12 protein-coding genes are annotated in these 11,783 nt (G+C 42.1%); 11 read left to right on the forward strand and 1 reads right to left on the reverse strand.

The features are described 5' to 3' along the window. Positions 1-358 precede the first annotated feature (358 nt). The 9 genes from AC0VYT_RS08025 to AC0VYT_RS08065 all read left to right on the forward strand — a co-directional run bounded on the left by AC0VYT_RS08025 (position 359) and on the right by AC0VYT_RS08065 (position 9,990). Positions 359-1,561, forward strand: a complete 1,203-nt coding sequence (locus AC0VYT_RS08025) for an SfnB family sulfur acquisition oxidoreductase (RefSeq protein WP_005019866.1) — start codon at positions 359-361, stop codon at positions 1,559-1,561. Between the two features lie 11 nt (positions 1,562-1,572). Further along, positions 1,573-2,793: an SfnB family sulfur acquisition oxidoreductase gene (locus AC0VYT_RS08030; RefSeq protein ID WP_005019864.1), complete on the forward strand. Its 1,221-nt coding sequence runs from the start codon at positions 1,573-1,575 to the stop codon at positions 2,791-2,793. Further along, positions 2,793-4,205, forward strand: a complete 1,413-nt coding sequence (locus AC0VYT_RS08035) for an LLM class flavin-dependent oxidoreductase (RefSeq protein WP_005019863.1) — start codon at positions 2,793-2,795, stop codon at positions 4,203-4,205. Before AC0VYT_RS08030 ends, AC0VYT_RS08035 begins: the two co-directional genes overlap by 1 nt. A 29-nt stretch (positions 4,206-4,234) precedes the next feature. After that, positions 4,235-5,065: a MetQ/NlpA family ABC transporter substrate-binding protein gene (locus AC0VYT_RS08040; RefSeq protein WP_005019862.1), complete on the forward strand. Its 831-nt coding sequence runs from the start codon at positions 4,235-4,237 to the stop codon at positions 5,063-5,065. 10 nt (positions 5,066-5,075) lie between these two features. Next, a complete protein-coding gene (locus AC0VYT_RS08045; RefSeq protein WP_005019860.1) occupies positions 5,076-5,912 on the forward strand; it encodes a MetQ/NlpA family ABC transporter substrate-binding protein in 837 nt (278 codons plus the stop codon). Between the two features lie 11 nt (positions 5,913-5,923). Further along, complete coding sequence (locus AC0VYT_RS08050) at positions 5,924-6,994, forward strand: methionine ABC transporter ATP-binding protein (RefSeq protein WP_005404486.1); 1,071 nt, start codon at positions 5,924-5,926, stop codon at positions 6,992-6,994. Then, positions 6,975-7,634 carry a methionine ABC transporter permease gene (locus tag AC0VYT_RS08055; protein WP_005404485.1) on the forward strand — a complete coding sequence of 220 codons (660 nt, stop codon included), beginning with the start codon at positions 6,975-6,977 and terminating at the stop codon, positions 7,632-7,634. Before AC0VYT_RS08050 ends, AC0VYT_RS08055 begins: the two co-directional genes overlap by 20 nt. Positions 7,635-7,739: 105 nt before the next feature. Then, on the forward strand, positions 7,740-8,831 hold the full coding sequence (ychF, locus tag AC0VYT_RS08060) for a redox-regulated ATPase YchF (RefSeq protein WP_005405018.1): 1,092 nt from the start codon (positions 7,740-7,742) through the stop codon (positions 8,829-8,831). Between the two features lie 220 nt (positions 8,832-9,051). After that, the gene (locus AC0VYT_RS08065) at positions 9,052-9,990 is read left to right on the forward strand and encodes an AEC family transporter (protein ID WP_005404483.1); all 939 of its coding nucleotides are present in this window, start codon (positions 9,052-9,054) and stop codon (positions 9,988-9,990) included. Positions 9,991-10,055: 65 nt separating this feature from the next. Here AC0VYT_RS08065 and AC0VYT_RS08070 read toward each other — a convergent pair whose 3' ends face one another. Further along, positions 10,056-10,538, reverse strand: a complete 483-nt coding sequence (locus AC0VYT_RS08070; RefSeq protein ID WP_005019855.1) for a hypothetical protein — start codon at positions 10,536-10,538, stop codon at positions 10,056-10,058. 181 nt (positions 10,539-10,719) lie between these two features. Here AC0VYT_RS08070 and AC0VYT_RS08075 point away from each other — a divergent pair, with 181 nt between their 5' ends. Together AC0VYT_RS08075 and ygaH are read left to right on the forward strand one after the other, a co-directional pair. Beyond that, entirely contained in the window at positions 10,720-11,394 is a 675-nt protein-coding gene (locus AC0VYT_RS08075) for an AzlC family ABC transporter permease (protein WP_171053894.1), read from the forward strand. Next, positions 11,391-11,732 carry an L-valine transporter subunit YgaH gene (ygaH, locus tag AC0VYT_RS08080; RefSeq protein ID WP_005019845.1) on the forward strand — a complete coding sequence of 114 codons (342 nt, stop codon included), beginning with the start codon at positions 11,391-11,393 and terminating at the stop codon, positions 11,730-11,732. Before AC0VYT_RS08075 ends, ygaH begins: the two co-directional genes overlap by 4 nt. Positions 11,733-11,783: the final 51 nt, after the last annotated feature.

Here is an 11,783-nt window from a genome sequence, read left to right on the forward strand (position 1 = left end):
TATTTTAACTGACTTTTAAATTAAGACCTGAATATCATTCTACTTTAAAACTGATGGTTCTAAAAATTTTGACCACCTGTTCAGATTTACTTCTTTTCTTATAGCCTTATCCCATCTGTTTTTATAGTTTTTTTTACCATAATTATGCCAATTACATATATAAGATAAATTTCAACCGGTTAAAAACCATATAACTTTAATTAACTTACTGATTTATATAAATCTACTTTATCTGATTTTTTATAAATTTCAGCAGTTTTTTTCTTATAAGCTTTTAATGATAACTTTCGCATAATACCTGGTTTAAGTTTGCCAGATAATTCCTTTAAGTTCTGAGTCATCTTAGGAAGGTATAAAGATGACTCATATTACTCAAACTCCCGCTTATATTATAGAAAATGATCAGCAGGCCCTGAATGCAGCTTATCAGGTAGCTGATTTTGCCTTGAATACAAGAAATGAACGGGATCAATGCCGGATCTTACCAATAGAAGAAATTGAACAGTTCAGTTTCAAAGGATTAGGTGGCATCCGTATTCCTAAAGCTTTTGGAGGCGCATTCGTTTCAAACAAGACACTTGCTCAGGTGTTCAGAATTTTATCTAAAGCCGATGCCAATGTCGGTCAAATCCCGCAAAACCAGATTGCCCTGCTCAACATGATTAATATGATGGGAAACGAGCAACAAAAAAAGTTTATTTTCTCTGAAATTCTGCATGGCAAGCGTCTGGCTAATGGTGGCCCAGAGCGCTACACCAAAGACAGTAAAACACTAGAGACCACGCTTAGCGTTAAAGATGGCCAATATATTCTTAATGGTGAAAAGTTCTACTCGACTGGCAGTAGTTTTGCACACTGGCTTGCTATTAAAGCAGTTCATCCTGAAGGCCATGTCGTATTGGTAATTATTGATGCACAGGAAAAAGGCGTAGAAGTCATCAATGACTGGTACGGTTTCGGGCAGCGCACTACAGCTAGCGGCACAGTCCGTCTGAACCAAGTCAGAGTAAATCCTGATCTCATTTTTGATGAAAGAAAACTTTATGAAAAACCTAATTATCGCGGTGCTTATTCGCAGCTACTCCAGGTGGCTATAGATGTTGGTATTGCAGAGGCTGCATTTGCAGAAACTTTAACTGCTGTTCATAAAGCACGCCCTATTATTGACGCACAAGTAGAAAAAGCCAGCTCCGAACATTACACACTACAGGAAGTTGGTAAATTAAATATCTTGCTTGATGCATCTATTTTGCTACTGGATGAAGCAGCTGAATATCTCGATGAACTTGACCAGCATAAGATAGTTACAGCGGAGCAGGCAGCACAAGCTTCTATAAGGGTTGCAGAAGCCAAAGTTTATGCTAATGACGCTGCCCTACAGATCTCAGAAAAATTGCTTGAACTTGGCGGCAGTCGTTCCTGCCTGTCCCAGCATCATCTGGACCAGTACTGGCGGAATGCCAGAGTTCATACCTTGCATGACCCGGTACGCTGGAAGTTACATGCCATTGGTAACTATTACCTCAATCAGGCCTTTCCTGCTCGTCACGCCTGGATTTAAGGAAATATCTTATGACCTCATATCAAAATTTTCATCTTAAAGAAGTTTTAGAAAATCAGGCATATATTATCCAAAGCGATGAAGAAGCTTTGGCTATTGCACAGGATTTAAGTCAAAAGTTTAAAGCCGAGGCAGTTCAACGGGACCAAAACCGTATTTTGCCTTTTGAAGAGATAGAAGCCTACAGCCAGTCAGGCTTATGGGCGATTACCGTTCCCAAGCAATATGGGGGTGCAGAAGTTTCAAGTCTGACCGTAGCTAAAGTCATTGCCCTGTTTAGTGGAGTGGACGGTTCAATTGGACAGATTCCTCAAAATCATTTCTATGCACTGGAAGTCCTGCGTAATACAGGTACAGAACAGCAGAAACAGAAGTTTTACACAGAAGTTTTAAAAGGAGCCCGTTTCGGTAATGCACTGGCAGAATTCAAAACCAGATCTGCCGCTCATAAGCATACACAATTGATTGCTGCGGGAAATAACTACGTAATTCAGGGGGAAAAATTTTATTGTACCGGAAGCCTTTTCGCACACCGTATTCCTACGCTAGTTACAGATGCAGAAGGTCGGGAATTTTTAGCTTTTGTAAAGCGTAATAGCCAAGGCCTTGAAATCGTGGATGACTGGAATGGCTTTGGGCAGCGTATAACAGGAAGTGGTACGGTAAAATTTAATCACGTCGCTGTTGAGCAAGAGGATCTGATTGCCTTTGATACAGCATTCACTCAGCCCACCTTAGTCGGGCCATTTGCCCAGATTATGCATGCTGCAATTGAAGTAGGAATTGCCCGCGCTGCTTTTGAAGAAACATTGCGGCAGGTAAAACAGGCGCGCCCCTGGATTGACTCAGGACTAGATCGTGCTACTCAAGACCCCTTGACTCTGCTAGAACTCGGCCGTGTGGCTGCTGATGTACGTGCCAGTGAGGTTCTCCTCAAACAGGCTGCTCAGGCTATTGAGGTAGCCCGTCCATTACCTACTGTGGAAAATATAGCACAGGCTTCCATTGAGGTAGCTAAGGTTCGTGCACATAGTACAGAAACTGCATTAAAAGCATCCAGCAAACTGATTGAACTGGCAGGTAGCCGGGGTAGCCAGTTAAAAGACGGACTAGACCGTTTCTGGCGTAATGCACGTGTCCATACTTTACATGATGCAGCGCGCTGGAAATATTACTTTATTGGACAATATGTATTAAATGGAGTTCTACCTCCACGCAGGGGGACATTGTAATGGCAAAGCAATTACCTAAACAGATTTTACTTAATGCTTTTGACATGAATTCAGCAGGACATATTAACCATGGGTTATGGACACATCCACGAGATCAATCACATCGTTTTAATGAACTGAACTACTGGACAGATTTGGCGAAAACTTTAGAGCAAGGATTATTTGACGGGTTATTTCTTGCAGATATTACTGGTGTATATGACGTCTATCAAAACGGTATTGAGCTGACCTTAAAAGAATCAATCCAGCTTCCCAGCCATGACCCCTCTACTCTGGTTTCAGCAATGGCCGCAGTTACCCAGAATCTGGGCTTCGGTATTACGGTAAATCTGAGCTATGAAACGCCGTATCAGTTTGCACGGCGTTTTGCCAGCCTGGACCATCTAACCCATGGCCGGATTGGCTGGAATATTGTGACAGGTTATTTAGATAGTGCTGAAAGATTAATCGGACAGAAAGGCTTGAAACAACATGATTTGCGTTATGCACAGGCTGAGGAGTTTCTGGAGCTTTGCTATAAATTCTGGGAAGGCTCTTGGGAAAATGATGCAGTTGTAAAGGATCGGCAGAACCGGATATTTACTGAACCGGCGAAAGTGCATTCAATCCGGCATCAGGGCCAATTTTACCAGAGTGAAGGAGTATTTCAGGTTTCACCTTCTCCCCAGCGCACCCCGGTCCTTTTTCAGGCAGGTGCTTCGCCACGTGGTCTTACCTTTGCAACTCAACATGCTGAGGCCATATTTATTGGAGGCGATAAACCGGAAAAAATTAAACAGCAGGTCGAGAAAATTCGAACACTTGCCACTGCACAGGGTCGTGAAGCAGAAGCTATTAAAATTTTTATTGGCATTACTGTGGTTAGCGCTGAAACTGATGCGCTTGCACAGGAAAAACTGGCAGAGTATTGCCACTATGCCAGTCCTGAAGCAGGTCTTGCCCACTATTCCAGTTCTGTCGGCATTGATCTGTCCCAGTTTACAGAGCAAGAAACCATTCCCTATCAGCAAACTAACAGTATTGCTTCAGTCAACAATAAATTTAAAGAACAGAAAATTACAGTGGCAGATCTGAAAGACCAACATGTGCTGGGAGGACGTTACCCCCTCATTGTGGGTAGTGGAGCAACTGTAGCGGAACAATTAATTCATTTAATTGATGAAACAGGAATTGATGGTTTTAACCTGACCCGTACGGTTGCCCCGGAATCCCATCAGGACTTTATCCGGTGGGTTATTCCGGAGCTGCAACAGCGCGGTCGCTACAAAACAGCTTATAGCGAAGGTACATTGCGACATAAGTTATTTCAGCAAGGTAACCTGCTTTCTGCACAACATCCGGTGCAACAGTTCCGATGTCTAACCCCGGCCTCTCCCGCCGAAATCCGTCCTATTCAAAAACAGCTTGCATAAAACATTTTAAAAATTTTTAGAGGTGCATGATGGCACAAACAGCAAAAACGAAATTCACTATTTTAGGGGCAGTATTGACCATAGTTATCTTAGGTCTTACTGGCTGGACGTTACAGAAAAAAACAGGTTCAGATGAACTGGTCATCGGGATTAGCCCATCGTTTGCAAAACCGTTACAAGTTGCAGCAGAAGAAGCCAGAAAAGAAGGACTTCATATTAAGCTTGTTGAATTCTCTGACTGGAACACGCCCAATATTACGCTAAATCACGGAGATATTGATGCCAATTTTTTTCAGCATCAGCCATTTTTGGATAATGCCATAAAAGAAACCGGTTTTAAGCTCAAAGCTTTTGCAGCTGGAGCAGCATCTCATGTAGGCCTGTATTCAAAAAAGTATAAAAGCTTTGATGAGTTACCACAAAATGCCAGAGTTGCTATACCAAATGATCCAGTAAATCAGGGTCGTGCTCTCCTGCTCTTGCAGCAAGCCAAACTCATTAGCTTAAAAGATGTAAACAATCATCTGTCCAGTTTACAGGATATTGCTGCAAACCCTAAAAATCTGCAGTTTATCGAAGTTGAAGGACCACAGACCGCACGTGCAATTGATGATGTTGATTTGGCTTTTGGCTATCCTCATTATTTACGTCTGGCAAAAACTGCTGATCCGGAAAGTGCACTGTTATTCGACAAAAATACCAACAAACGCTATGCCATCTTATTTGTAGTCCGTGATGATTACAAAGATAAAGACGATCAATTGAAAAAATTCGTGACTATTTACCAGAACTCCCCAAGAGTGCAAGCCGCTTTAGATGAGGATTTTGGGAAAAAACTCTGGTTCCCTGGCTGGAAGTAAGGAACAGATGATGACCTTATTAAAATCAGATTCTTATAAGTTTTGGCTAATTGGCCTGACAACCCTCTTAGTTATACTCGGTTTGGCTGCTTACCGTTTTAATAGTAATACCCTGCAGAAAGATACTTTAACAATCGGCATCAGCCCACCCTATGCCGATCTGCTACAAAGTGTCGCAGATGATATGAAAGCACAAGGTATTCAGGTCAAGCTGGTTGAGTTTTCAGACTGGCATGCACCCAATGTAGCTGTTCAGAACGGTGATATTGATGCCAATTTTTTTCAGCAAAGCGTTTATCTGAAAAATGCAATTCGTGAAACCCGGTTTAACCTGCATGCATTTGCACCAGGTACTGGCAGCCATGTGGGCTTATATTCAAAAAAGTATCAATCACTAGAGCAACTTCCTGTTCATGCTCGCGTAGTCATACCCAATGATCCGGTCAACTCGGCGCGTGCTTTAATTCTGCTTGCCCGGGCCGGCCTGATTGAAGTTAAAGATATTCAGAATGAATTAACTACACTCCAGGACATTATACGCAATCCTAAACAGCTACAGTTTATTGAGGTAGAAGGTCCACAAACAGCCCATGCCATTGATGAAGCAGATCTTATTTTTGGTTTTCCGCATTATCTGAAAATGGCAAAAGCAGCTAACCCGAAGGATGCTTTATTTTTAGATCCGATAGACAAGAAATACGCCATCTTGTTCGTAACCCGAACAGATTATCAAGATAAAGACCAGAAACTTGCCAGATTTGTACAAGCCTTTCAAACCTCAGAAAAGGTCAAAACAATACTGGATCAGGACTTTGGTCAAGGCATGTGGTTTCAGGGCTGGAAATAAGGAGAAGAATAATGGTGAGTTTTGGTTCTCATACTGAATTTACGGTTTCCCATATCAAGATCAGAAACCTCAACAAATACTACCAAGTACAAGGCAAATCTGTACATGCACTCAAGAATATCAGTCTGGATATTCCTGAAGGTAAAATTTTCGGCATTATTGGCAAAAGCGGTGCCGGAAAGTCCTCTTTGCTACGTACATTAAACGGTCTGGAACAACCCAGTAATGGCAGTATTCATATTCACCAGCAGGACTTGGCCAGCCTGAATCATGCGGAACTTATTCGGCTGCGCCAACGTATCGGAATGATTTTCCAGCACTTTAACCTGATGTCAGCTAAAACGGTGTGGGAAAATGTTGCCCTGCCTCTTAAAATATCAGCACATAAAAAAGCCGAAATTGAACTGCGTGTTAATGAGGCACTGGAACTGGTCGGTTTAAGCAGTAAAGCAGAAAACTATCCTTCACAACTTTCAGGTGGACAGAAACAACGCGTCGGTATTGCACGTGCTCTGGTACACCGCCCTGAAATTTTATTATGTGATGAAGCAACCTCAGCTCTAGACCCGGAAAGTACCTCGGTCATTTTATCGTTACTCAAAAGAATCAATCAGCAAATGGGAATTACAATTGTTCTGATTACCCATGAAATGCAGGTTATCCGGGAAATTTGTGATCAGGTGGTTGTTATTGATCAAGGTGAAATTGTCGAATCTGGTCAGGTATGGAGTGTTTTTTCAAAACCTGAACAGCAGATTACTCAAGGATTATTAACTCTAGAACAACTGGATTTACCGTTTGCAGTGAATTCGAAGGTAACTACAGAGACTACACATACTATTTTAAAACTTTGTTATGAGTCTGCCATACACCACACACCAGATTTAAAAGTCATTCTTGAACAGTTAAATGGTCCAGTTCACTTATATCAGGGCCATGTTGATACGATCCAGCAGCATCTGATCGGTTCACTGATTGTCGCTATACCCGACGTACAGTTAAATCTGAAGCATTTGAAAGAAGCGCTAAAACAATATATTGCCCACATTGAGGTACTTGGCTATGCACGACCAGCTCATTAACCTGCTTTTGACCGGCACTATCGATACATTAATTATGGTAGGCATATCTGCTCTTGCAGCTTTTTTAATTGGTTTACCGATTGCAATTATCCTGGTCAATACCAGTGAACATGGTATTTATCCATCACGGATGATTAATCAGCCCTTGGGATGGGTCATTAATATTACACGCTCTGTCCCTTTTTTAATCTTGATGGTAGCTCTGATCCCACTCACACGTCTTATTGTAGGTACCAGTTATGGCGTCTGGGCTGCTGTGGTGCCATTAACTATTGCTGCTACCCCGTTTTTTGCGCGTATTGCTGAAGTCAGTTTACGTGAAGTGGATCATGGCTTGATTGAAGCCGCACAAGCGATGGGCTGTAACCGTAAACAGATTATCTGGCATGTACTTTTACCGGAGGCCCTGCCCGGAATTGTGGCAAGTTTTACCGTTACGATGGTAACCATGATCAATTCTTCTGCAATTGCTGGTGCTATAGGAGCAGGCGGACTTGGTGATATTGCTTACCGTTATGGTTATCAGCGTTTTGATATTACGATTATGCTGGCTGTTATTTTGGTGCTCATGATCCTGGTGATGCTTATTCAGGCAACTGGAGATGCCCTGGCCAGCCAGCTAGATAAGCGCAAGCTTTAAAACAATACAGACTTTCAGGGATTGTGAGATACCATGACTGACTTTGTCATGGCTTTCATGTAAAATCATCGGCAATTTCAGATAACAATTTTTGTGAGTCATTTCATGGGTTTTAATTGCGGTATTGTTGGCCTGCCAAACGTGGGTAAGTCTACCCTTTTTAATGCATTAACCAAGGCTGCCATTGCAGCAGAGAACTTCCCATTTTGTACTATTGAGCCAAATACCGGAATTGTACCTGTACCCGATCCACGTCTGGACAAGCTGGCTGCTATTGTAAACCCGCAACGTATTATTCCCACCACGATGGAATTTGTTGACATTGCAGGCCTGGTAGCAGGTGCATCCAAAGGTGAAGGTCTAGGTAACCAGTTTCTGGCGAATATCCGTGAAACTGATGCAATTGCTCATGTCGTACGTTGTTTTGAAGATGAAAATGTTATTCATGTAAATGGCAAGATTGATCCATTAGATGATATTGCTACTATTAATACTGAACTGGCACTGGCTGATCTGGAAACCGTAGCCAAAGCTATTTTGCGCTTAACCAAAGTTGCTAAAGGTGGTGATAAAGAAGCGGTAGCAACCAAAGCCGTACTAGAAAAAATTCAGCCTTTACTGGATGAGGGCAAGCCAGCACGTGCAGCAGATTTATCTGATGATGAGCGCAAACTGGTACGTGGTTTTGGTTTACTGACGTTAAAACCAACCATGTATATTGCAAATGTGGCAGAAGACGGCTTTGAAAATAATCCGCATCTGGATGCTGTTCGCAAACTGGCAGAAGAAGAAAATGCCATTGTGGTACCTCTGTGTAACCAGATTGAATCTGAAATCTCACTTCTTGAAGATGAAGATCGCGCTGAGTTCCTAGAAGCAATGGGTATGGAAGAACCGGGTTTAAATGTAGTTATCCGTGCCGGTTATGCCTTACTGGGCTTACAAACCTATTTCACGGCAGGGGTGCAAGAAGTTCGTGCATGGACGGTTAAAGTTGGTGCAACTGCACCACAAGCGGCAGGTGTCATTCATACCGACTTTGAAAAAGGTTTTATTCGTGCTGAAGTTGTTGCATACAATGACTTTGTACAGTACAACGGTGAAGCTGGTGCCAAAGAGGCCGGCAAATGGCGTCTAGAAGGTAAAACATATATCGTTCAGGATGGTGATGTTATGCATTTCCGTTTTAACGTATAAAAATATACCCAGTAAAGTAATAAAAATGCCAGTTCATTAATATGACTGGCATTTTTATTAGGCCCTGCTAACTAAAGCCTTTTGTTCATAATTTTAATATACAGCTAACATATTCTTTTTATCTTCATCCAGTATTCTTTTTAATTAAACGTTCCAACTACATTTAAAACTCAATGAAATAGTGGAATAATCAAGTTTGCAGGGAGCAAACGATCAGGTCATGGAACAAATTATTTCAGTCATCTTTCCCATCTTTATTATTTTAAGTGTGGGTTATTTAAGCTTGCGCTTAAACATGCTAAATACTACGCATGTACAGGCAATCATCCAGTTTATTATTAAAGTTTCGCTACCCGCATTTTTACTGTACGCCCTCTCTACCCGTTCCTTTGATGAAATCTGGCAGATGCCTTATTTTCTAGGCTACCTGCTAGGTTCACTGATTTTATTCTTCAGTGCATATACACTTTATCGCCGATTCTTTAAGTTACCTCGCCATCAGGCTGCTGTGATTGGGCTGGGTTCATCCATGTCAAATACCGGCTTTATCGGTACAGCAGTACTCACCTTACTAATTGCCCAGGCCGCCGTCCCCTATCTGGCAATGACACTGGTGATTGAAAATATTATTTTACTGAGTCTGATGCTGATTTTGATAGAATCTTCAGATCAACAGGATAAGACTCTATCCACTATTATTCTTTCAACTTTGCAGAATCTTGCTAAAAATCCCATTATTCTTTCAATTATATTGGGCTTGATCTGCTCAGTTTATACCGTTCAGTGGCCTGTCTCGCTAGAGCTTCCATTAAAATCACTAGCTTTTACTGCGTCTCCACTTGCGATTTTTGTGATTGGTGCCAGTCTTGCAACATTGACCATAAAAGACCTTAGCAAAGATGTACTGATTGTATGCACTATCAAGTTATTGATTATGCCAATTGTAGTGACCAGTATAATTTATATAATGCCGGGAAGCACAGCGAAGATGGCTTATGCAGCTTTAATCCTTTCAGCTCTTCCTATGGCGACAGCATTTGGAATCTATGGGCAATTAAATGGCATTGCTGAGCAGTCAGTTGCGTCTGTCATGCTTAGTACCCTCTTATCTCTTGTGAGTATTGCCCTGATTATGCAATTTATTCCTTCACCTTTTTAATTTAATGTTTAGGCTAATCATTTAATAAAAAATAGCTCATATGTTGAGCTATTTTTTTAAATTACTTAAACGCCTTTCTTTTTTGGGTCGGTATTACCCAGTTCAGGATGATCAATTGCGCCCTTACACTGTGCCTTATCACGTTCATAATCAGCCTGTTTCTGACCAGCTTCTGAACCATTTTCAAGAATTTCTCGCGTCCAGATATCCAGACTACTCAATGCCTTACGGCAAAGGGCATATTTTCCTTCAGTCACTGAGTCTGTCATCTTGACATTAATTCGCCAGTCAGTGGTAAGCTGACGGATTGGTTTACGAACTTCCTGTTCCAGACGCTCTGTCTGCTTCTGATAAACCAGTGCATCAATCTCATTCATGAGTTTCCATGCCTGCTGGGCGTAACTGGTGGCATCATTGGTCAGTTTTGGAGCAGGTTTAATCTCGACTTTTCGCTCTGGTTCGTTTGATGAGTTGCTGCATGCCTGTAAGCCCAGCACGCTGATTAAAACAGGGAGAAGAAGAAATGAACGGTTTAAATGAGCCCGCATTTTAAGTCGCCTAAACAAACATTTTCCTCATATGCTAGTGAATTCGGGTAGAATACTCAATCTGCGTTTTGACCTATTGTTCAACTCTTTAAAAATTCCAGGGTGTATTGTGTCTGAACATGAAAGTTCCGTTTTGACTCAGGCCGGTTTCTGGCAAGGTGCCAGAGATAGCCAGGCCATCATGCTGACCTATTTACCTGTCTCGTTTGCCTTTGGCGTTTCTGCTACCCAGTTTGGGTTTACTGCCTGGGAAGCTCTATTTTTATCCTGCTCCATGTATGCTGGTGCCAGTCAGTTTCTTGTAGTTGCCCTGCTCGGCAGTGGTACATCAATCTGGATGACAGCACTGACTGTTATCGCTTTAGATATTCGGCATCTGCTCTATGGACCAGCCTTATACAACCTGATTAACCATCAGTTAAACCTGAAAAAGACCGCTGCCTGGGCATGGGGACTTACCGATGAGGTATTTGCCAGTGGCATGATTAAACTCTCCCAACGCCGACAGGAATGGTCAGAGTCATGGATGCTGGGCTTAAGTCTGTTTAGCTGGCTATCTTGGGCAGGTGGTTCATTTCTAGGGGGGATGTTCGCCAATCAGGTGAGTAATTTGCCACGCTTCTTGCAAGCGGCCCTGGACTTTCTATTACCTGCGCTGTTTTTAAGCTTTTTACTCGCGGCTTTTGAGAGAAAACATACTCTGGTGGTAGCAGTATGCCTAATTGTTTCGGCCTTAGCCTGTTATTTTATTAATCTTTCTGCAGCAATTTTTATCGGGATTATTGCCGGTATTCTGGCCGGACTGTTTAAGCATTACATCCTCAAGCAGCATGACGATTTAATGGAAACACTATGAATCTGGATATTATTCTGGTCGGTCTCGTCGTGGGAATTGCAAATTTCATTTCCCGTTTTGGCCCATTTTACTTCATTCAAAAGTATCAGCAGCAGAATCAGCGTCGTGGTGCAATCTGGTTAAAAATTGCGCTGGGGAGTATCGGTATTTCTGCTATTAGCTCTATGCTAGTAGTTGCTACATTGCCCCCCCTGATTGAAACACCTGATAAAAGCTTGGCCATGCTGGCGGGTTTCCTTGTACTGATCGGTTTATATTTTAGATTCAGGAAAATCGTACCAGCAACTCTGACCGCAGCCATTGTTTATGGATTGGTCTATACTTACATACCTGTCTAAATGAAATTTTCTTTTGATTGATCAGAAGATTACTTGATAAAAACTTAAGCT

The organism is Acinetobacter sp. QJM3NY_42, from assembly GCF_056173745.1.

Coding starts and splice junctions, on each gene's coding strand:
- AC0VYT_RS08025 (WP_005019866.1), top strand. CDS start 359: ATGACTCATATTACTCAAACTCCCGCTTATATTATAGAAAATGATCAG.
- AC0VYT_RS08030 (WP_005019864.1), top strand. CDS start 1,573: ATGACCTCATATCAAAATTTTCATCTTAAAGAAGTTTTAGAAAATCAG.
- AC0VYT_RS08035 (WP_005019863.1), top strand. CDS start 2,793: ATGGCAAAGCAATTACCTAAACAGATTTTACTTAATGCTTTTGACATG.
- AC0VYT_RS08040 (WP_005019862.1), top strand. CDS start 4,235: ATGGCACAAACAGCAAAAACGAAATTCACTATTTTAGGGGCAGTATTG.
- AC0VYT_RS08045 (WP_005019860.1), top strand. CDS start 5,076: ATGACCTTATTAAAATCAGATTCTTATAAGTTTTGGCTAATTGGCCTG.
- AC0VYT_RS08050 (WP_005404486.1), top strand. CDS start 5,924: ATGGTGAGTTTTGGTTCTCATACTGAATTTACGGTTTCCCATATCAAG.
- AC0VYT_RS08055 (WP_005404485.1), top strand. CDS start 6,975: ATGCACGACCAGCTCATTAACCTGCTTTTGACCGGCACTATCGATACA.
- ychF (WP_005405018.1), top strand. CDS start 7,740: ATGGGTTTTAATTGCGGTATTGTTGGCCTGCCAAACGTGGGTAAGTCT.
- AC0VYT_RS08065 (WP_005404483.1), top strand. CDS start 9,052: ATGGAACAAATTATTTCAGTCATCTTTCCCATCTTTATTATTTTAAGT.
- AC0VYT_RS08070 (WP_005019855.1), bottom strand. CDS start 10,538: ATGCGGGCTCATTTAAACCGTTCATTTCTTCTTCTCCCTGTTTTAATC.
- AC0VYT_RS08075 (WP_171053894.1), top strand. CDS start 10,720: ATGCTGACCTATTTACCTGTCTCGTTTGCCTTTGGCGTTTCTGCTACC.
- ygaH (WP_005019845.1), top strand. CDS start 11,391: ATGAATCTGGATATTATTCTGGTCGGTCTCGTCGTGGGAATTGCAAAT.